Below are 19,943 nucleotides of genomic sequence, written 5' to 3' on the forward strand. Positions count from 1 at the left end.
GGCCGCCTCAGGCGGCCCCTTCATTGGCCACGGCATTCCTGCCGGCGGCCTTCGCTTGGTACAAGGCGCGGTCGGCGGTGACCAGGAGGTCGCCCTCGCTGGGGCTCGCCGGGTCGAACTCGGCAAGCCCGATGCTGACCGTCACCACGCCGACGTCATAACCCAACCGGCGTCCGACCCCTTCGATCCCGGCCCGGAGCGCTTCCGCCACGCGGCGGGCGCCATGCAGGTCGGTGCGGGTCAGGATGACGACAAACTCGTCGCCACCATAGCGGGCCGCGAGGTCGGAGGCGCGAACCGCACTCCGGATTTCCCCCGCCACCGCCTTCAGAACTTCGTTGCCGGCCTCGTGCCCGAACCGGTCGTTCAGCTGCTTGAAGCGGTCGAGGTCGATGAACATGACCGCGAACCCTTCCTCGCTGCGCTTGCTCCGTTCGATCTCGTGGCTCAACCGATCGCGCAACACCCGGAAGGTGGCGAGTCCGGTCAGCAGATCCACCGCCGCCTCGCGCGAGGCCTCTTCCGCACGGCGCTCCTGGTACGGCGGACACTGGCGGAGCGTCGCCCGGCCAAGCACCGCCGCGGACGCGAACCGCGCGCAGGTGGTGAAGCCGCAGGCCCCGCAGTCCCAGGGCCGGCCGTTCGGGCCCGGACCGATGGCCTCGAGCAGCGCGGCCACCGCAGTCGGGTCGGACGCGAGCCGCCGGGGCCGGATATCGAACGTGGCGCCCACACTGGCCACCAGGGTGCCGTCGACCACCGGCTGCGGGCTGCGGGGCGGCTCCGCGCTCGCCAGGAGCGCCCGCCGCCAGTAGAGCTGGTCCTTCGGGCCGAGAAGCGGGTGGTCCAGGCTCCCCTCGAAGGAGAGCAGGTCCACGAACCCCATGTCGAGCCGATCGACCGCCACCGCCTGCGCCAGCGCCGGCAGGTGCTTCAGCCCCCGCATGGTCCGGAACCGGCGGCTCGCGTAGCGCACCTCTTCGAGCATGGCGAGCGGCAGGCCGCCCGCGGCGCTCAGATGCCGGCGCCGTTCCTCGGGAATCCGCGCGAAGAAGTCCGCCTGCCCGAGCACCGACACCCCTCGCAGCTCGAAAATCCGCTCGAGGTCTTCGAAGGTGACGGCGGCATCAAGCTCCGGTGTGTTCCGCGGCGCCGCGACGCCCGCGTACACGATGCGAAGCTCCTGCCCATGCTGCGCGCGCAGATACCGCGCCTCCGCCACCGCAGGAATCGTGACCGGCGCCATGTAGGGCACCAGTTCGGGGTAATCGATGCGCACCGTCTCGACCACCACCGGATCGGTGGACCGGATCAGTGTGCCCCACCCCTCGTCACGCCAGAGACTCAAGTACTCCGCCGCCACCAGTTCATCGCCGATGACACCGCGATGCACCGTGCGGAACCCGGCCGCGTAGCAGGCGTTGACCACCTGCTCCGGCGTGGCCGGAAAGAAGTGCGCCGTCGCCTCCGAGCTGAGGATGAGCATGCCATCCCCCCGCGCCGCGACCGTCAGCGCCCGACCGATTTCTCCGCTCGCGTGGATGGCCTCGTGCGGGCAGGCCGGCAGGCACTGACCACACGCGATACATGCCTCATCCACGATCTGCACCTGGTCCCCGTCGACGGCGACCGCCTCGGTGGGGCAGACGCGCACACAGGCCAGACAGGCCACGCAGGCTTCGGAGTCGATCGAAAAAATCACGCGCCCACCCACGGCCTGGGAGAGCGGGTCTTGGTCAATATTGGTACGGACCTGAGAACTGTCAAGAGGTGACACCCCGCAAATATCAAGAAACCAACCACTTAGCCGAGTCCGAACGCCTTGATCTTCCGGTACAGTGTCCGCTCCCCGATCCCCAGGACCTCCGCGGCTTTCCTTCGGTTTCCGCGGTACTCCTCGAGGGCCGCCTCGATGGCCCGCTTCTCCACTTCAGCCATTGTCATGCCAGACCTGTAGAGGATGGACCCGAGGTCCTCCCCCGTGGACTCCCCGGCCAGATCGGACACCGGTTGCCGGTCCCCGATATCGATGATCTGGACCCGCTGGGGCCCGGAATCCATCCGCCGGCGGAGCTCCTCCATCTGGAGCCGTAAGTCCATGATATTACGTAAGATAAACTCCAATTCCTGCCCGGAAACATCCCTGCCCGCCTGCGGCAGGCGGGCCGGCAGGAGGGAGCCGGCCCCCTCCAGGACATCGGCCGGGATGTCGCTGGCCCGGATCTGGTTCCCCGGGGCCAGCACCACCATCGATTCGACCAGATTCCGGAGCTGACGGACGTTCCCGGGCCAGGGTGCCGCAACAAGCCGCTCCAGCGCCTCAGGCGCGATGCCGCGGAAGGGGCGGTCGTGGGCCTTGGAAAATTCCCGGATGAACCGCCGGACCAGCAGGGGGATGTCCTCGCGCCGTTCCCGCAATGGGGGAAGGTAAATGTTGAGGACGCTGAGCCGGTAATATAAATCGTCGCGGAACTCACCCATCTGGACGGCGTCGCGAAGATTGCGGTTGGTGGCGGCCACCACGCGCACATCCACCTTGATCGGCTGCGTACCGCCGACGCGGAAGAAGGCGCGATTCTCGAGCACACGGAGCAGCTTGACCTGGGTGGACGCAGGGATGTCGCCGATTTCATCGAGGAAGATCGTGCCGCCGTCGGCGAGCTCGAACCGGCCCAGCCGCCGCTCGGCGGCCCCGGTGAACGCCCCCTTTTCGTGCCCGAACAACTCCGACTCCAGCAGCGTGTCAGGAATCGCGGCGCAGTCCACCGCGATGAACGGCTTCCCCACCCTGGGCGAGAGGTCGTGCATGGCCCGCCCGACGAGTTCCTTCCCGGTGCCCGACTCGCCCTGGATGAGCACCGTGCTGGACACCGGCGCCATCTGCTCGATCTTGACCAGCACTTCCTGCACGGCGGCGCTCTCGCCGCTGATGCCGGTGCGCTGCTGCAGCCGGCGCCGCGCCACGAGCCGGCCTGCGGCCGCCACCACGTCGTCCGGCACGATCGGCTTGGTCATGACCGCCGTCGCCCCGAGGCGCGCCACGCGCTCGGCGCGCTCGGAATCGGTCGGCTCGATCAGCGCCAGCGTGGACACCTCCGCCTCGCGAGCCATCGCGATCAGCCCCACCGCCGGCGACTCGTGCACCGCACCGGTCAGGATGAGCAACTCGGGGCCTTCGCGGCGGAACACCGCGCGCACGTCGTCCATCGCCGAGACCATGGTGGTGGCGAAGCCGGCGTGCTCCAGCGCCGCGTTGAGCGGCACCGCCGTCTCGAGGTCGTCCATCGTGAGGAGGATCTGTGCGGTCATGCCTGGTCAGCCCTCCGTGGCGGGGTGAGAAGTGTCGGTGCCTCGAACAAGGTCCACCGCATGGGCCGCGACGCCGCCGAGCACCGCGAGGCCGTCGCGCACACCGCCGGGGCTGCCGGGGAGGTTGACCACGAGCGAGCGCGCACGTGCACCCGCCATCCCACGTGACAGCGCGGCGCGAGGGAACCGGGGCAAGGCGCTGGCCCGGATGGCCTCCGCAATGCCGGGCGCCTCCCGTTCGAGCACCGCACGGGTGGCCTCGGGGGTGACGTCCCGTGCGGTGAGTCCGGTCCCGCCGGTCGTCACGATCAGGTCCGCGACATCCGCATCTGCCCACTCGGCGATCGTGCGGGCAATCGGCCCCGTCTCGTCCGGCACCACGGCGCGACAGGCCACCTCACGTCCGGGCTCCGACGCCCAGGCAGCGATCGCGTCGCCCGAGGTGTCGGCACGCTCGCCACGGCTGCAGGCGTCGGAGACGGTCAGGATGCCCACGCGCATGCGGTGCGTCCCTACTTCGCCTTCCGGGCCGTGCCCTCAGTGTAGAAGGGCCGCTTGATCACCTCGGCGGGAATGCGCGTGCCCCGCGACTCCACCTCGAACCGCGTGCCCGGCTTGGCCGCCGCCACCGGCAGGTAGGTGGTGCCGATCGGGATGCCGAGGGACGGACTCATGCAGCCGCTGCGCACGATGTCCACCTGCGATCCCTCGTAGAACACCGGGAAGCCGTGCCGCGGGATGCCGCGGTCGAGCAACTTGAAGCCGACGAACCGGCGGGTGACACCGCGCCCCTTCTGTGCGCGCAGCGCGTCACTGCCGGTAAAGGGGCACCCCTTGTCGAGCTTTACGATCCAGCCGAGGCCAGCCTCGAGCGGCGTGGTGGTGTCGTCGATGTCGTTGCCGTAGAGGGGATAGGCCACCTCGAGCCGCAGCGAATCGCGGGCGCCAAGGCCGATGGGCTGGGCCTTGCCGGGACCCTCGAGCGCCTTCCAGATCGCCTCGGTGTCGCGAAGGCGACAGTAGATCTCGAAGCCGTCCTCGCCGGTATATCCGGTGCGGCTCACGAAGCAGTCGACCCCGGCCACCTTGCCGGTGGTGAACTTGTAGTAGCCGAGGTCGTCGAGCGGGATGTCGGTGACCGGGGCGAGCACCGCCTGTGCGGTCGGCCCCTGCAGCGCGAGGAGCCCCACGGCGTCGGAGATGTTCTTGAGCCGGACGTTGGCCCCGCCCTTCTGCGCCACGACGTGCGCCCAGTCCTTGTCGATGTTCGCGGCGTTCACCACGAGCATCACCTTGTCCTCGAACCGGTAGATCGTGCAGTCGTCGACGAAGGTACCCTCGTTGGTCAGGAGCGCGGAGTACTGCACATCCCCGGTGCCGAGGGCGCCGACGTCATTGCAGGTGATCCGGTTGACGAAGGCGTTCCGGTCGGGGCCCGTCACCTCGAATTCCCCCATGTGGGAAACATCGAACAGGCCGGCGCCGGTGCGGGTGGCCTTGTGCTCGGCCTGGATGCCGGTGGGATACTGCACCGGCATTTCCCAGCCGGCAAAGGGCACCATCTTGGCGCCGAGGGCGACGTGAATGTCGTAGAGGGGCGTGCGCTTGAGCGGCGTGTCCATGATATGACCAGAGTAGAAGAAATCAGAATGCGTCGAGTCTGCCTAACCCATCACCATCGCCATCAGGGCCTTCTGCACGTGGAGCCGATTCTCGGCCTCGTCCCACACCCGCGACTGCGGACCCTCAAGGACCGCCTCCGTGACCTCTTCCCCGCGGTGTGCGGGGAGGCAGTGCAGGAAGATCGCGTTCGGGTCGGCGCGCTGCATCAGCGCCTCGTCCACCAGGTAGTCTCTGAACGCCTCGGCCCGCTGCGCCGCCTCGCCCTCCTGTCCCATCGAGGCCCAGACATCGGTGGTCACCACGTGGGCACCGGCCACCGCCTCCTCCGGATCCCCGGTCACCAGCAGGGAAGTCAGGGCGGTGTTCCGCTCGAAGATGCGGCGGTCGGGTTCGTAGCCCTGCGGACAGGCGACCCGCAATTCGAATCCAAGGACGCCGGCGGCATTCAGCCAGCTGTTGCACATGTTGTTGCCGTCGCCGATCCAGGCCACCGTCTTCCCCTTGAGCGTGCCGAACGCCTCGAGCGTGGTCAGGAGGTCGGCGAGGATCTGGCAGGGGTGGAGCAGGTCGGTCAACCCGTTGATGACGGGAATCGTGGCGAACTGCGCGAGCTCCTCGACGTCGGCGTGCGCAAAGGTGCGGATCATGATGCCGTCCACCATCCGCGAGAGGACGCGGGCGGTGTCGCGAATCGGCTCACCCCGACCCAGCTGAATGTCGCGCGAGGAGAGGAAGAGGGCATGTCCCCCGAGCTGGAGCGTCCCAACCTCGAACGACACGCGGGTCCGGGTGGAACTCTTGGCGAAGACCATGGCGAGGGTCTTCCCGGCCAGCGGCCGCTCCCGGTACGCCCCGGACTTCATCCGGCCAGCCAGATCGAGAAGGGAAAGGAGGTCGTCGGCGGTGAAATCGGGAATGGAGAGAAAGTCGCGCTTGGACATGCACCAACCGGGGTCGGGAGGGGGAAAACAGCCAAATTGGCAGGTGGGAGTTTAGCCCGATTGGGAGGGGTGGGGCAAGGTGGCGCAGCTGCGGCGGCTAGAGGATGTACCGCCGCAGGTCGTCATCCGTCACAATCGCCATCAGCCGGTCCCGTACCTTGGCGCCGTCGTACACAAAACGCTTCTCGGTCGTCTCGGGGAGGTCAAAGAGCAGGTCCTCCATCAGCGTCGCCATGACAGTGTGGAGCCGGCGGGCGCCGATGTTCTCCATCTTGCCGTTGGCCAGCGCCGCGATCCGCGCCACCTCGGCGATGCCGTCGCTCGTGAACTCGAGCGTCGCCGACTCCGCCGCCACCAGCGCCTGGTACTGCTTGACGATGGCATTTTCCGGCTCGGTCATGATGCGGATGAAATCCGCCTCGGTGAGCGTCGTCAGTTCCACCCGGATCGGGAACCGGCCCTGGAACTCCGGGATGAGGTCCGACGGCTTGGAGACGTGGAACGCCCCCGCGGCGATGAACAGGATGTGATCGGTGCGCACGTACCCGTAGCGCGTCTGCACCGTGGAGCCCTCCACGATCGGCAGGAGGTCCCGCTGGACCCCTTCCCGGCTCACGTCCGGCCCGCCGCCCTGCGCGCGCTCGCCGGCGATCTTGTCGATCTCGTCGATGAAGAGGATCCCGTGGTTCTCGGTGCGGTCGAGCGCCTCGTTCACCACGTCGTCCATATCGACCATCTTTTTGAGCTCTTCGTCGATCAGGATGCGCCGCGCATCGGGGACGCGCACCGTCCGCCGCTTCTTCTTTTTCGGCATCATGTCCTGCAGCATCTCGACGAAGTTGATCTCGGAGCCCTCCATGCCGGTCGGCTGCTGGAGCAGGTCGAGCATCGGGTAGTTCTGCGGCGAAATCTCGAGGTCCACCTCGCGGTCATCAAGCTTGCCGTCGACCAGCATCTGCCGGAGCTTTTCGCGGGAGCGCTGGCGGCTGGCGTCGGCGTCCACCGTCTCCGACTGCGCGGCACCACCCGGCCCGACGACGAACACCTTTTCCTGGGCGGTGGACGTCGGTGTCGGAGGCTTCGGGTCCGGCGGGGGGAGCAGGATGTCGAGCAGCCGCTCGTCAGCCCGCTGCTCTGCCTGGGGCCAGACTTCATCCTCGCGCTCGGCCCGCACCATCGAGATTGCCGCGTCCACCAGCTCCCGGACCATCGACTCCGCGTCGCGGCCGACGTAACCCACCTCGGTGAACTTCGACGCCTCCACCTTCACGAACGGCGCCCCCGCGAGGCGGGCGAGCCGCCGCGCCACCTCGGTTTTCCCGACGCCCGTCGGCCCGATCATGATGATGTTGTACGGGGTGATTTCATCCCGGATGCCGTCCGGGGCCTGGCTGCGGCGCCACCGGTTCCGGATGGCAATGGCCACCGCCTTCTTCGCGGCGTCCTGTCCGACGATGAAGCGGTCGAGTTCCGCCACGATCTTGCGCGGCGGCAACTCCTCCAGCCACGGCGGCGGCGGCTCGGCGGGTGCGAGCGGGTTCTTCGGGTCGACGGGCGGGGTGGTCACGAGCCGCCCAGCTCAAGCACGGTGATGTGATCGTTGGTGAAGACACAGATTTCCGCGGCGATCTTCAGGGAGCGCTCCACCGTCTCTCTGGCACTCAGCCCGGCGTCCGGCAGGAGCGCACGAGCGGCGGCCAGTGCGTAGTTGCCCCCCGAACCGACCGCGAGGATGCCGTCGTCGGGCTCGATGAGCTCGCCGCTGCCGCTCAGGAGGAAGCTGTGCTCCAGGTTGGCCACCACCAGCAGCGCCTCCAGCCGGCGGAGCACCCGGTCGCTCCGCCAGTCCTTGGCCAGCTCGACCGCCGCCCGCGGCATGTTGCCGGGGTGGCGCTCGAGCTTCTCCTCGAACTTCTCGTAGAGCGTGAGCGCGTCCGCCACCGAACCGGCAAAGCCGGCCAGGATCTTCCCGCCCTTGAGGGTCCGGACCTTGGTGGCCTTGCCCTTCATGACGGTGTCGCCGACGCTCACCTGTCCGTCGCCGCCCAGCGCGACGCGGCCGTTCTTGCGCACCGTGAGAATGGTCGTGCCGTGGAATGTCGTGATGCTCATGTCCCTTCCCCGCTTTCCCGCCGGCCGTCAGGCCCGCGGATGCGCCTGCTGATAAACCCGCTTCAACCGCTCGACGCTGGTGTGGGTGTACACCTGCGTGGTGCTCAGTGACGCGTGGCCCAACATCTCCTGTACCGCCCGCAGGTCAGCGCCGGCGTCCAGCAGATGCGTGGCAAAGCTGTGCCGCAGCGAGTGCGTGCGCAAACCGTCTACCCCGATGCTGTCGAACGCCTTGTGCACGATGCGCTGGACGCTGCGCGCCGCCAGGCGCCGGCCACGGGTGCTCACGAAGAGGGCGCGGCGGTCGGCGGCCGTCGGCGACGGGAGCGCCTCGCGGACGGGAAGATAGCGCCGGAGCGCTCGGACCGCCCGATCGCCCACGGGGATGATCCGCTCTTTCCGCCCCTTGCCCCGGACCTTCACTTGGTCGGAGAGGAGTTCCACAGCCCCGATGTCCAGGCCCTGGAGCTCGGAGAGCCGCATCCCGGTCGAATAGAAGAGCTCGAGGATGGCGAGGTCGCGCAGGGGGCCGAAGTCGTCGCCGGCGGCGCGCGCCTCGAGGGCCGCGAACAGTTCGTCGACCTGGCCCCGCTCGAGGTGCCCTGGCAGCCGCTTCGGCAGCCGCGGCACCTTGGCCGCCCGGGAGACCGCAGCGTTGATGCCGTGCTGGACCTGCAGGTATCGATAGAAGCTCCGGACGGCGGACAGGGCACGCGCGGCCGTGCGTTTGGCAAGCCCGCGTCGCTGCAGCTCCCCGAGGAACCCGCGAAACCCCAGCCGGTCCACCGCGGCCCAGTCGCCCGGCCGGCCGTAGTGGCGGCCGCAAAACTCCTCGAACGCCGCGAGGTCGCGACCGTATGCGGACACGGTGTGCGGTGAGTGCTGGGTCTCCTTCTCGAGGTGGAGCAGGTATTCGCGAATGAGCGGGTCCGCGGGGACGTGGGAGCGCGGGGAGGGGTCGGGCATCAGAGACTCTCCTTCCACGCGGCCATCACCTCCAGCGCCCGCTCGGCCTGCTTCGGTTTGCGATCCTGTTTCTTGACCTTGCCCAGCAGCGGATCGACCAGGCCGAAGTTCGCGTTCATCGGCTGAAAGTGCTTCGGGTCCGCTTCGGCGAGGTACCGATACAGCCCCCCGAGCATGGTGGTGGGTGGCGGGACCACCGCGGGCTTTCCCTGCAGTCGGCGCGCCAGGTTGATCCCCGCCAGCAGGCCGGTGCCCAGCGACTCGGTATACCCCTCCACGCCGGTCAGCTGTCCCGCGAAGAAGAGTCGGTCGTTGTCGCGCGCCGTCAGCCCGGGTCCCAGCGAAGCCGGGCTGTTGAGGTAGCTGTTGCGGTGAATGCTCCCGAAGCGCAGGAACTCCGCCTCCCGCAATCCCGGAATCGTGCAAAACACCCGCCGCTGTTCGGGGATGCGGAGCCGGGTCTGGAACCCGACGAGGTTCCACATCTGGCCGGCGCGGTCCTCCTGGCGCAGCTGCACCACGGCATAGGGTTCCTGGCCGGTCCGTGGATCGGGCAGCCCCACCGGCTTCATCGGTCCGAAGCGGAGCGTCTCACGGCCGCGGCGCGCCGCCTCCTCGACCGGCATGCACCCCTCGAAGTAGGGCACCTTGTCGAATTCGTGGGCGGTGAACTGGTCTGCCGAAAGCAGGGCGTCGATGAACGCCTCGTACTCGTCGCGCGTCATCGGCGCGTTGAGGTAGTCGTCGCCCGCGCCCTTCCCGTACCGCGACAAGGCGTACAGCCGGTCCCGGTCGAGCGACTCCGCCGACACGATCGGCGCAATGGCGTCGTAGAACGCCAGCGCGTCCGCCCCGAGGCGCTCCGCCATGGCCCTGGCCAGCGGCTCGGAGGTGAGCGGCCCGGTGGCCACGATCCCGACCTCCGGGAGCGTGCTCGCCTCCTCCCGAACCACGGTGATCTTTGGATGGCTCTCGATGCGCTCCTGCACCGCGGCGGCAAAGACCTCGCGGTCCACGGCAAGCGCACTCCCGCCGGGCACCCGCGCCGCGTCGGCGCACTCCAGCAGCATCGAACCGAGCAGGCGAAGCTCCGCCTTGAGCAGTCCATGCGCGTTGACGACTTCGACACTCTTGAAGGTGTTGCTGCAGACGAGTTCGGCGAGCCGGTCGGTCTGGTGGGCGGCGGTGCGGACCACCGGACGCATTTCAACGAGGGTGACCGCAACGCCGCGCTCGGCGAGGGCCCAGGCCGCTTCCGAGCCGGCCAGCCCTCCACCGAGAACGGTTACGGTCATTTTGACGAGGCCTTCTTCTTGGTCCGACGCTTCTTCCGGGGGCCGGACGCGCGCTTGGCGGCCAGGATTTCGATCGCCTCGGCGGCGGTGAAGGTGGCCGGATCACTGCCTCGGGGCAACGAGGCGCTGATGTCGTCGTGCTTCACGTACGGCCCGTACTGCCCGTCGTACAGCCCGATGGGCTGCTCGTCGTCGGGATGCCGGCCAAGAATCCGGATCGGGGCCGCCGCGGCGCGGCGGCCTCGGCCCTGCTTCGGCTGGGCAAGCAGTTCAAGCGCCCGCGGCAGCGTGATGCCCAGGACCGTGTCCTCGCCCTTGATGGACCGGTATTCCTTGCCGTCCTTGCCGAGATCGTGGACCACGTACGGCCCGAACCGCCCGAGTCCCGCGTGGACCGACCGGCCCGACTCGGGATGTTTCCCGAGCAGCCGCGGCAGCGCCAGGAGCCCGAGCGCCTGCTCCATGGTGACCTGATCCGGGGTGATGCCCTTCGGCAGGCTGGCCCGCTTCGGCTTGGGCTCGCCTTCGACCACTTCGCCGAGCTGGAGGTAGGGTCCGTACTGCCCGGTGAGCAGGAAGATCTTCTGGCCGGTCTCGGGATGGATGCCGAGCGAATCGGGCCCCTCCGCCTTCTGACGGAGAATGTCCTCGATGCGCGCCTGGTCGATGTCCGCCGGCGCGATGTCCTTCGGCAGCGAGGCCCGGAGTTCCTCGCCCTTGGCGCCGGTCTCCACGTACGGGCCGAACTTGCCGATCTTGATCTTCGCATCGAGTCCCTCGAGGAGCAGCGTGCGCGCCTCGGTCGGATCGATCTGCTTTTCGTGCAGGAGCACCTGCTGCCGCAATCCGTCGGGACCGAGATAGAACTTGCGCAGGTAGGGCAGCCACTCCGCCTTCCCCTCCGAAATCTCGTCCAGCACGTCTTCCATGCCGGCGGTGAACTTCTCGTCCACCAGGTGCGGGAAGTGCTCTTCGAGAATGCAGGTGACCGCGAACGCGGTGAAAGTCGGCACCAGGGCCTGGCCCTGCCGCACGGCGTAATCGCGTTCGAGGAGGGTCCCGATAATGGACGCGTAGGTGCTGGGGCGGCCCACGCCGTCGGCTTCCAGCGCCTTGACCAGCGTCGCTTCGGTGTAGCGGGCCGGCGGCTGGGTCTCGTGGCGCACCGGTTCCACCGACTCGCAGGTGGGGCTGTCGCCCCGTTCGAGATGCGGCAGGATGACTTCCCGGTCCTCGAGTGCCGCCTCGGGGTCGTCGCTTCCCTCCACGTAGGCGCGGAGGAAGCCGGGGAAGTCGATCCGCTTGCCCGTGGCGCGGAAGGTGGCGTCGCCCACCTCAAAGGTGACCGACATCGACGTCTGCCGCGCGTCGGCCATCTGGGACGCCATGGTGCGCTTCCAGATCAGCTCGTACAGCGCCAGGTCCCGCCCATCGAGGCCGGTGGACTTCGGGTGACGGAATGCGGCACCCGCGGGCCGGATGGCCTCGTGAGCCTCCTGCGCGTTGGCGCTCTTGTTGGCGTAGCGGCGCGGCGCGTCGGGGAGGTACTCCTTGCCATAGAGCTCGGTCACCGAAGCGCGGGCCGCCGTCACGGCCTGGTCCGAGAGGTGCACCGAGTCGGTACGCATATAGGTGATGAAGCCCCGCTCGTAGAGCCCCTGGGCGGCCCGCATCGCGTCCCGGGCGCTGAGCCGCAGTTTGCGGTTGGCTTCCTGCTGCAGCGTCGAAGTCGTAAATGGAGGCGCGGGGCGCCGAATGCCGGGCTTCTCCTCGGTGGCGGACACCAGCCATGGCGCCTTGGCGGCCTTGGCCGCCAGCGCGGTGGCTTCCGTCTCGCCGAGCACCACCACATCCTTGCCCGCGAGCAGCTTGCCCGTCCGCTCATCAAAGTCCTTGCCGGTGGCAAGCTTTTTCCCGGCCAGCTGCACCAGCTCCGCCTCGAACGCCTGGCCGTCGTGCCGGAGCCCGGCGAGCAGATCCCAGTACGCCGCCGACCGGAAGGCGCGCCTTTCACGCTCGCGCACCACCAGCAGGCGCATGGCCACCGACTGCACCCGCCCCGCCGACAACCCGAAGGCAATCTTCTTCCAGAGGAGCGGCGAAAGGGTGTAGCCGACCAATCGGTCCAGGATCCGGCGGGTTTCCTGCGCACGGACCAGGCGATCGTCGATGTCACGCGGATTCTCGAGCGCCGCGGCAATCGCTTCCCGGGTGATTTCGTGGAAGACCATCCGCCGGACCGGAATATCCGGCTCCAGCAGTTGCAGCAGGTGCCAGGAGATGCTCTCCCCCTCGCGGTCTTCGTCCGTCGCGAGGAGGAGCTGGTCCACATCCTTCACGGCGGCCTTCAGCTCACGCACCACCGCCCTCTTGTCCGGCGACACCACATAGAGCGGCTCAAAGTCGTTGTCGACGTTCACGCCCAGCCGGGCCCAGTCAAACTCCTTGTACTTGGCGGGGATCGACTTGGCATCGCCGGGCAGGTCGCGGACGTGCCCCATCGAGGCCTCCACACGGTACCCGGCCGGGAGGAAGCCGCGAATCGTCCGTGCCTTGGTCGGTGACTCCACGATGACCAGCGTGGTGCCCGCCCCGGTACGGCTCGCGGTGCCCCTGGACTTGGCGGCCTTGGCCCTTTTCGCCGCCTTGGGCGCCTTTGCCTTTGGGGTGGCGGCCGACGTCCGGGCCTTCGGAGCCGCTGCCGCCTTCGCCTTGGGGGCGGGCGCCTTCTTCCCCGCCGCCTTCGGCGACGCGGACTTGGGCTTCGTGATCTTCTTCGACTTGGAACTCGCCATGGGCCTCAGCTTCACAAAGACAGAGTATTCCCGACAACCCCTAAAATCGGTTGCAACTAAGGACGGGCGTGACCGAATGGCAAGGCGGGGGGAGCAAATCCACCGGCGAGGGTGGCGTCAGGCGAAGCCGCCGCGACGGATCCACTCGACGATTTCGGTCGCGGCGGGCGCAGGGTCCGGGGCGTCATTTCCAATGGTCGCGTCCACCCGTTCATAGAACGGTTTCCGCTCGGCCAGCAGCGCATTCATCCGTGCCAATCCCTCGCCGCCCGCGAGGAGGGGGCGGACCGCCCCCTGCCCCGCCCGTTCCAACGCGATGGCCGGCGCAACCTGCAAATAGAAGAAGAGCGCCCGGTCGCGGGCCTCGTCGAGGTTGCCCGGCTGGGCGGCCCATCCCCCGCCCGGCGCAATGACGGAAGGAGCGGCGGCGAGCTTCTCGGCCGTCACCTCTCGCTCGACCTTGCGGAAGTGCGCTTCCCCGAACTCGCCGAAGATCCGGACCACCGGCATCCCCATCCGACGGATGATGGCCGCGTCCAGATCTTCGAATGGCAGGCCGAGGGCTTCGGCCACCAGCGGGCCCACGGTGCTCTTCCCGGAGCCCGGCAGGCCGACCAGGATGACGTGGCGGTCCATCACGGCATGCTCCGCCTGGCAGCAAGCGCCATCAGATATCCGTCGACGTTGCGGCGCATCTCGCCGAGGGAGTCACCGCCGAATTTTTCGAGCATGGCATCGGCGAGGACGATGGCGACCATCGCCTCCGCCACGACCCCCATGGCCGGCACTGCGGTGACATCGGAGCGTTCGCTCTGCGCCGCCGCCGGCTGTCCCGTGGCCAGGTCCACCGTCGGCAGGGGGCGCATCAGGGTGCTGATCGGCTTCATGGCCACCCGCACCGTGAGCGGCTCCCCGGTGGTCATGCCACCCTCCAGGCCTCCCGCGTGGTTGGTCTGCCTGGAGTACCCTACGCGCACACCGGCACCCCGCACCGGCTCCGTCAGGATCGAGTCGTGCACCGCCGAGCCGGGGCGCCGCGAGGCCTCGAAGCCGAGCCCGATCTCCACTCCCTTCACCGCCGGAATCGACATCAGGAGCCCGGCCAGCCGACCGTCGAGCTTACGGTCGTAGCTGACGTGACTGCCGAGCCCTGGCACCACGCCCGTGGCCACGACCTCGACCTCACCGCCCAGGGTGTCGCCGGCGCCCTTCGCCTCGTCGATCCGGTGCATCATCGCCGCCTCGGCCGCGGAATCGAGCACCCGGACGGTGGAGCGGTCGGCTGCCGCATTGAGCGACGACGGGAGGGGATGGGGAGCTTCTGCGCGAATGCCGCCGAGCGCAACCACGTGACTGCCCAGCTCGACTCCAAACTCCTCGAGGAGTCGCCGGGCGAGGGCACCCGCGGCGACCCGCGCCGCCGTCTCGCGGGCGCTGGCGCGCTCGAGAATGTCACGTGCGTCGCTGCGGTCATACTTCAGGACGCCGACGAGGTCGGCGTGGCCGGGACGCGGACGGGTCACCTGGCGGCGGCGCGACGTGCCGGGCGTCCCCTCGGGGTCCATCACGTCCTGCCAGTTGGCCCAGTCCCGGTTGGCGATCTGCATCGCGATCGGGGAGCCCAGGGTTTCGCCGGCACGGATGCCGGCCAGCCATTGGATCTGGTCCTGCTCGATCTGCATCCGGGCGCCACGCCCGTATCCCTGCATGCGGCGGGCGAGCTGCGCGTCCACAAACGAGGCGGCCACCGGCAGTCCGGCCGGCAGCCCCTCCACGATGGCCACGAGGGCCGGTCCGTGCGATTCGCCCGCGGTCGTGAATCGAAAGTGCACGAGGTGTCCTGTCCTGCCGGCCGCGGTGCGCGCGACCGGGAAAAACGCATGAGCCCGACACGGGTCGGGCTCACGGGTGGTGGATGGCTGCGCGGCTGGGCCGCGCGGTAATCCGCCTAGAAGTTGTCGTCCAGGATGCGCGGGGTGACCAGGATGATCAGGTCCCGGCGCGATTCCTTGTTGCTGCTGAAGGAGAAGAGCGGGCCGAGGAGCGGGAGCCGCGAGAGCATCGGGATGCCCGAGCGGGTCTTGTTGACCTCGGTGACTGTCAGCCCGCCGATGACGGCGGTCTGGCCGTCGGCAACGAGGAGCTGGTTGTCGGCCTGCTGCGTCTCCACGATGAAGCCGAGTTCGCGGTCGGCCACGGGGCGCACCGCGGACCGCTCGGTGTGCAGCTTCATGGTGACCTGGCGGTCGTCGGTCACGTGCGGCGTCACGATGAGCTTGATACCGGTCTGCTTGAACTGCACCGTGGACTGCGCGGCGACGGTTCCCGACCCGTAGTCGATGATGCGGACCGGGGTCTCCTCGCCGACGAGGATGTTGGCTTCGCGATTGTCCATCGTGTTGATGGTCGGCTCGGCCTGGATGTCGGCGAGTTCGGTCTGCTCGAGCGCACTCAGGAAGACGGTGAAGTCGAAGTTTCCGATGGCGGTGGACCAGACCAGGTCGAGCGCCGGCTGCGAGATGCTGGCTTCGGCGTTGCCGACCGCGGCGAGCGAGTTGCCGCCGAGCCCGACAACCGTGGTGTTCGGGTCATAGGTGTCGCCCGGATTGTTCGGGTCAGGCCGCGACACGAGGCTGTTGTAGAAGGTCGACTGGCTGCCCAGGTCGTACTTGAGGCCGAGCTCATCGAGGCTGGTACGGTTGACGTAGATGATCTTGGCCTGGATCGCCACCTGCGGCGTCCGGATGTCGAGGCTGCGGGCGAAGTTGGCGACGGTCGAGACCCGGCTCCGCGTGTCCGTGATGATCAGCGAGTTGGACGCGGTGTCGGGGAAGACCTTGCCCCGGCCCTTGGTCAGGATGCCGTCGAGGTTCTTCGACATCTCCTTGGCCCGGGCGTAGTTCATCCGCACCACGACCGTCTCCAGGGGCTCGAGCGAGTCGAGCGCCGAGAGGGCGACCGGGGAGTCCACGCGGATGATGCCGCCGGGCAGCTCCGTGGCGGAGAGGCCCTGCGTGGCGAGGACGGCGTAGAAGGCTTCCGTCCACGGCTGGTTCTTGATCTCGGCCGACACCTGGCCGGCGATGTCGCGACCGAGGATGATGGAGCGGCCGCTGAAGGCGGCAAAACCGGCCACCACGTCGGCGATCGACGCATTGTCCCAGGTGACGGTGATGCGGGGCTCGTCGCCCGACGCCGCCGGCTTATAGGAGGCGGTGGTCACTTCGGGAGTCCCGGCGGGACGCGCCGAGGCCGGGCGGGACGCCGGCGCCGCAAACTCGCCGGGGGCCGCGCTGGACCAGGCCAGGAAGGGCCGCTCGGCGCCGAACGAGATGCGAATCTCGCTGGCGCTCTGGTCGATGGTGTATTCCTTGACCGCGTCCAGCTCGACCACCACCCGCACCGTCTGCGCGGAGTACTGGCCGGTGCGGACGTTCAGGACGCCACCACGATTCACGCCGTCGTAGCTGCCGAGCGAGCGCGCGTCGATGGTGACCCCGGTCAGGTCCACGACCAGACGGGCAGGGTCCTTGAGGATGAAGTCCTTGAGCTGGACGGCACCGGAGAAGGCGATGACGACCTCGGCGCGACCTGGCGCGGAGACGACACTGACGCCGGTGACCGACCCAGGGTCGGAGACGTCGGCTCGGGCGGGCGAGGCCAGCCCCATGAGCGCGACGGCAAGGGCACAGCTGAGTACTCGGGTCATGGCGTCTCTTCCTCCCGCTTGGTCAGCGACAGTGTTTCCTGCCGCTCGAAGCCGAAATCCTCGACAATGAAGACCACATCCTTCTGACGAATCTGCGCCACCTTCAGGCGCCCCAGCTGATCACCGACCCGCAACTTGAACCGGCGGTCATTGGTCCGGTCGCGCAGGAGCGCGACGCTGTTGCTGTTGTAGGCCAGGTCCTGATAAATGCCGACCAGCATCAGGTCGGGGAGCTCGGGGCCAGAGGTGGCCATGTCGAGCAGTGACTCAAAGGGATCCCGGCTGCCGCCGCGGTAGGCGAACGTCTCGCGCTGGGCCATCGGGCCCGAGACAGAGGCGCTGTCGGCACGCGCGGCCGCGATGCGGGCGGCCTCGGCGGAATCCGCCTGGGCGGTTTGGGCGTCCACCATCGGCGCGGGTGCGGCGTCGGGGGCGGCAGCGGCCGGCGCCTCGGCATCCCCGCCACAGGCGGCGAGTGCGAGGGCCAGGCAGAGGTGCAGCCCGATGCGATCAGGTGCCACTGTTCGCTCCTTCCGGCTCGGCGGACTTCACGAAGGTCCGGATCTGGAACTTGGCTTCGAGGAGCGCGCCCGTCGTGTCGCCCAGCACCTTGGCGGAGTTCATCGCGGCCGGCGCCATGGTGACGCCCTGCGGGACGATGATCCGCGGCAGCGAGGCGATGTCGGCCAGGAATTCACCGATTTCGTCGTAGTGCCCGAGAATGGACATGTTGTACGTGTAGGTGTTGAACGGCGCCGGGCCGGGTTGCTCAGGAAGCGGCACCACCTGCGCCAGGTTCACGCCGCGGATCTTCGCGCGGGTGGAGATGGCGTCGAGGAGATTCGGCACCTCGTTCATTTCCGGCACCATCTGGCGCAGGAGGGCGAGGCTGGCGCGGTGACTGTCGAGCTCCTTGCGCAGATCCTCCGCCGTGCCCTTGGCGAGTTCCCGCTTGGCGCTGTCGGTCTGGGCCTGGACGGCGTTCAGCGTGTCCTGCATCGCGACGACGTGCGCCTCGCGCGCCTGGATGCCGTCGATGCCGAGCATCTCGATCCCGGCGCCGGAGTAGAGCATGTAGCCGATCAGTCCGGTCAGGACGATGGCCAGCACCGGCACCTTGTTCTGGTCGTTGATGAGTGCCATGGCGCGGTTACCTCACCGACTGGCTGAGGGGCACGGTCCGGATGTAGGCGGAATCCGCCTTGCGGAACGCGGCCCGGATCGAAAAGGCGGTCACGGGGCGGTCGTCCTGGATGACCGTCTGCGCCGAGACCGGCTGGACATTCGAGATCCAGGGCGAGGCTTCCAGCTGGCGCAGGAACCGGGTAAAGGCCTGCACGTCGACCGTCCGGCCGTTGATCTGCAGCTGCATTGGCGGCGGCACCGCGTCGGCCGGCATGGTGTCGCCGGGAGAGCCGGGGACGACCGGCACGGGGGCGGGGCCGGCGGCGCCGAGGTCCACGAGCCAGGTGTAGGGCGGCAGCGCGCGGGTGACCTCGTCCATCACGTGGGGCCACACGTAGCGCTCGCCGTCGACCTGCTGCAGCACCTGGATCTGCGACACCAGCGAGTCGCGGATCAGCTCGACCTTGCGCTTCTGGGCCACGAAATTCCGGAAGCGGTCGTTTTCGGCGCGCGCCTGTTCCAGCTGTGGCTCGAGGGCGCCAAGGTCGCTCCCGGTCTTGAACCAGGACCAGCCCAGCCAGAGCACGGCCAGCAGGACCACGCCCGCGGCGACCAGCGGGAGCGGATCCCGCATCCGTTCGCGGAGTCCGGACAGTTGCGCCTGCAGCCCGGCAAACGGCGATCCGCCGCGCGCGCGCTTCTGGCCTGGACGAAGGTTGATTTCAATCATGAGGCGTCGGTCCGGGTCTCGGGGCTCACGCCGCGGTCCTGAGGGCCAGGCCCACGGGCAGCATCAACAACGGGGCGACCTCATCCAGCGACAGGGTGTCGAACACGCCCTCGGCCACCTGCAGGCGCTCGAGCGGGTTGGCAGCCTGGACCGGCAACCGGAGCCGGTCGGCCAGGATGCGATTGAGCCCGGGGATACGGGACCCGCCACCGGAGGTAAAGATCCGGGCGAGCCCGCTCGCCGAGCGGCTGGATGACTGAAGGAACGCGGCCGCGCGCTCGATGCCGACGGCCAGCTCCTCGCCACGCGAGGCCAGCAGCGGCTCGAGCGCTTCGTTCCGCTCGAAGCCGCGGAGGAGCTGGTCGGCCTCGTCGGCGGACATGTTCCGTTCCCGCTGCAGGTCCTCGCGGAAGCGACGGGTCCCGATCATGATGTCGCGCGTCAGCACCGGCACACCCTCGTCGAGGATGTTCACGTTGGTCATTTCATGCCCGATGTTGACCAGGCCGACCACGCCGTGCATGGCGTCGGGATAGTTGAGTTCAAAGGCGTTGTGCAGGGCAAAGGCGTCGACGTCGATGACGCTCGCCTCGAGCCCGACATCGGCAAAGAGGGACTGCTTGGTCTCGACCAGCTCGCGCTTGGCGGCCACGAGGAGGACAGACATCTGGAGCCCCTCGCCCTCGGGGTCCAGGATCTGGAAGTCGAGCTCGACGTTGTCCATATCAAAGGGGACGTGCTGCTCGGCCTCCCAGCGGATCTGCTCGCGGGCCTCGCCCTCCTTCATGCGGTCCATCGAGATCTTCTTGATGATCACGTCGCGCCCGCCGACAGCCGTCACCACCCGCTTGGCCTTGATGCCCGCGGAGGAGAGGAGGCCCCGGACGGCGTCAGCCACGATTCCTGGGTCCATGACCTCGCCCTCGACGATGGCCCCGTCCACCACGGACGTGAACGCCACCTTCGTGAGCACCGGCTCGCCCGAGGCGTGATCAATGACGACGAGCTTGATGAGCCCGCTGCCAATGTCGAGGGCGACCGTGGTCCGTTTCCGACCAAAAAGAGCCATAGGTGCCTGACGCGGTAAAAGGGGAGTAAGGTAGGCTACGCTACCATCCGACCCGAAATTTGTCAAGCTAGTAACTTGCTTGAGGTCATACGGAACAAGCTGTTGCTCGATGCGAAGTTATGCGCTCCGGCACCGACCCAAGGAGGTGGGGTCAACTGCCCCGCGGACTGCCCTTCCCTCCTGGAGGGCGGCTCCAAATCCCGTTCCGGGAAGGAGTTGCCCACCGCCCTCTCGGGCAACCGATGTGCCAAAAGATTCACACCACACTT

General features: G+C 68.4%; 17 protein-coding genes. All 17 read right to left on the minus strand.

The genetic code is table 11. The annotated features are described in order from the left end of the window. Positions 1 to 7: 7 nt before the first annotated feature. The gene (locus R2910_01150; protein ID MEZ4411575.1) at positions 8 to 1,702 is read right to left on the minus strand and encodes a diguanylate cyclase; all 1,695 of its coding nucleotides are present in this window, start codon (positions 1,700 to 1,702) and stop codon (positions 8 to 10) included. 101 nt (positions 1,703 to 1,803) lie between these two features. Further along, positions 1,804 to 3,309 (minus strand): sigma-54 dependent transcriptional regulator, encoded by a 1,506-nt coding sequence (locus R2910_01155; GenBank protein ID MEZ4411576.1) that lies wholly within the window; start codon positions 3,307 to 3,309, stop codon positions 1,804 to 1,806. A gap of 6 nt (positions 3,310 to 3,315) precedes the next feature. Next, entirely contained in the window at positions 3,316 to 3,810 is a 495-nt protein-coding gene (locus tag R2910_01160) for a MogA/MoaB family molybdenum cofactor biosynthesis protein (GenBank protein MEZ4411577.1), read from the minus strand. An 11-nt stretch (positions 3,811 to 3,821) separates the two neighbouring features. Beyond that, on the minus strand, positions 3,822 to 4,931 hold the full coding sequence (gene gcvT / locus R2910_01165) for a glycine cleavage system aminomethyltransferase GcvT (GenBank protein MEZ4411578.1): 1,110 nt from the start codon (positions 4,929 to 4,931) through the stop codon (positions 3,822 to 3,824). A 42-nt stretch (positions 4,932 to 4,973) separates the two neighbouring features. Beyond that, complete coding sequence (gene argF, locus R2910_01170; protein MEZ4411579.1) at positions 4,974 to 5,873, minus strand: ornithine carbamoyltransferase; 900 nt, start codon at positions 5,871 to 5,873, stop codon at positions 4,974 to 4,976. Positions 5,874 to 5,970: 97 nt separating this feature from the next. Further along, positions 5,971 to 7,440 carry an ATP-dependent protease ATPase subunit HslU gene (gene hslU / locus R2910_01175; GenBank protein MEZ4411580.1) on the minus strand — a complete coding sequence of 490 codons (1,470 nt, stop codon included), beginning with the start codon at positions 7,438 to 7,440 and terminating at the stop codon, positions 5,971 to 5,973. Beyond that, positions 7,437 to 7,985, minus strand: a complete 549-nt coding sequence (hslV, locus tag R2910_01180) for an ATP-dependent protease subunit HslV (GenBank protein ID MEZ4411581.1) — start codon at positions 7,983 to 7,985, stop codon at positions 7,437 to 7,439. The genes hslU and hslV overlap by 4 nt, the downstream gene beginning before the upstream one ends. 27 nt (positions 7,986 to 8,012) lie before the next feature. Beyond that, positions 8,013 to 8,951 carry a tyrosine recombinase XerC gene (locus tag R2910_01185; GenBank protein ID MEZ4411582.1) on the minus strand — a complete coding sequence of 313 codons (939 nt, stop codon included), beginning with the start codon at positions 8,949 to 8,951 and terminating at the stop codon, positions 8,013 to 8,015. Next, positions 8,951 to 10,246, minus strand: coding sequence for a methylenetetrahydrofolate--tRNA-(uracil(54)-C(5))-methyltransferase (FADH(2)-oxidizing) TrmFO (gene trmFO, locus R2910_01190; protein ID MEZ4411583.1), 1,296 nt, complete (start codon positions 10,244 to 10,246; stop codon positions 8,951 to 8,953). The genes R2910_01185 and trmFO overlap by 1 nt, the downstream gene beginning before the upstream one ends. Next, the gene (topA, locus tag R2910_01195) at positions 10,243 to 13,041 is read right to left on the minus strand and encodes a type I DNA topoisomerase (protein MEZ4411584.1); all 2,799 of its coding nucleotides are present in this window, start codon (positions 13,039 to 13,041) and stop codon (positions 10,243 to 10,245) included. Before topA ends, trmFO begins: the two co-directional genes overlap by 4 nt. A gap of 117 nt (positions 13,042 to 13,158) precedes the next feature. Then, a complete protein-coding gene (locus R2910_01200; GenBank protein ID MEZ4411585.1) occupies positions 13,159 to 13,677 on the minus strand; it encodes a shikimate kinase in 519 nt (172 codons plus the stop codon). Further along, complete coding sequence (gene aroC, locus R2910_01205; protein MEZ4411586.1) at positions 13,677 to 14,873, minus strand: chorismate synthase; 1,197 nt, start codon at positions 14,871 to 14,873, stop codon at positions 13,677 to 13,679. The genes R2910_01200 and aroC overlap by 1 nt, the downstream gene beginning before the upstream one ends. 116 nt (positions 14,874 to 14,989) lie before the next feature. Continuing rightward, positions 14,990 to 16,750: an AMIN domain-containing protein gene (locus R2910_01210; GenBank protein ID MEZ4411587.1), complete on the minus strand. Its 1,761-nt coding sequence runs from the start codon at positions 16,748 to 16,750 to the stop codon at positions 14,990 to 14,992. Further along, positions 16,747 to 17,271: a hypothetical protein gene (locus R2910_01215; protein ID MEZ4411588.1), complete on the minus strand. Its 525-nt coding sequence runs from the start codon at positions 17,269 to 17,271 to the stop codon at positions 16,747 to 16,749. Before R2910_01215 ends, R2910_01210 begins: the two co-directional genes overlap by 4 nt. After that, the gene (gene pilO / locus R2910_01220) at positions 17,261 to 17,893 is read right to left on the minus strand and encodes a type 4a pilus biogenesis protein PilO (GenBank protein MEZ4411589.1); all 633 of its coding nucleotides are present in this window, start codon (positions 17,891 to 17,893) and stop codon (positions 17,261 to 17,263) included. Before pilO ends, R2910_01215 begins: the two co-directional genes overlap by 11 nt. 7 nt (positions 17,894 to 17,900) lie before the next feature. Then, complete coding sequence (locus tag R2910_01225) at positions 17,901 to 18,605, minus strand: PilN domain-containing protein (GenBank protein ID MEZ4411590.1); 705 nt, start codon at positions 18,603 to 18,605, stop codon at positions 17,901 to 17,903. A gap of 25 nt (positions 18,606 to 18,630) precedes the next feature. Further along, the gene (gene pilM / locus R2910_01230) at positions 18,631 to 19,674 is read right to left on the minus strand and encodes a type IV pilus assembly protein PilM (protein ID MEZ4411591.1); all 1,044 of its coding nucleotides are present in this window, start codon (positions 19,672 to 19,674) and stop codon (positions 18,631 to 18,633) included. Between the last annotated feature and the right edge of the window lie 269 nt (positions 19,675 to 19,943).

Source organism: Gemmatimonadales bacterium, assembly GCA_041390145.1.
Taxonomy (GTDB): Bacteria; Gemmatimonadota; Gemmatimonadetes; order Gemmatimonadales; family GWC2-71-9; genus SPDF01.

Bases quoted from the DNA above. Each gene is read 5' to 3' on its own strand.
- R2910_01210 (MEZ4411587.1), bottom strand. From the start codon at position 16,750: ATGACCCGAGTACTCAGCTGTGCCCTTGCCGTCGCGCTCATGGGGCTG.
- R2910_01200 (MEZ4411585.1), bottom strand. From the start codon at position 13,677: ATGGACCGCCACGTCATCCTGGTCGGCCTGCCGGGCTCCGGGAAGAGC.
- R2910_01185 (MEZ4411582.1), bottom strand. From the start codon at position 8,951: ATGCCCGACCCCTCCCCGCGCTCCCACGTCCCCGCGGACCCGCTCATT.
- R2910_01155 (MEZ4411576.1), bottom strand. From the start codon at position 3,309: ATGACCGCACAGATCCTCCTCACGATGGACGACCTCGAGACGGCGGTG.
- gcvT (MEZ4411578.1), bottom strand. From the start codon at position 4,931: ATGGACACGCCGCTCAAGCGCACGCCCCTCTACGACATTCACGTCGCC.
- topA (MEZ4411584.1), bottom strand. From the start codon at position 13,041: ATGGCGAGTTCCAAGTCGAAGAAGATCACGAAGCCCAAGTCCGCGTCG.
- pilO (MEZ4411589.1), bottom strand. From the start codon at position 17,893: ATGGCACTCATCAACGACCAGAACAAGGTGCCGGTGCTGGCCATCGTC.
- pilM (MEZ4411591.1), bottom strand. From the start codon at position 19,674: ATGGCTCTTTTTGGTCGGAAACGGACCACGGTCGCCCTCGACATTGGC.
- hslV (MEZ4411581.1), bottom strand. From the start codon at position 7,985: ATGAGCATCACGACATTCCACGGCACGACCATTCTCACGGTGCGCAAG.
- trmFO (MEZ4411583.1), bottom strand. From the start codon at position 10,246: ATGACCGTAACCGTTCTCGGTGGAGGGCTGGCCGGCTCGGAAGCGGCC.
- R2910_01225 (MEZ4411590.1), bottom strand. From the start codon at position 18,605: ATGATTGAAATCAACCTTCGTCCAGGCCAGAAGCGCGCGCGCGGCGGA.
- R2910_01160 (MEZ4411577.1), bottom strand. From the start codon at position 3,810: ATGCGCGTGGGCATCCTGACCGTCTCCGACGCCTGCAGCCGTGGCGAG.
- argF (MEZ4411579.1), bottom strand. From the start codon at position 5,873: ATGTCCAAGCGCGACTTTCTCTCCATTCCCGATTTCACCGCCGACGAC.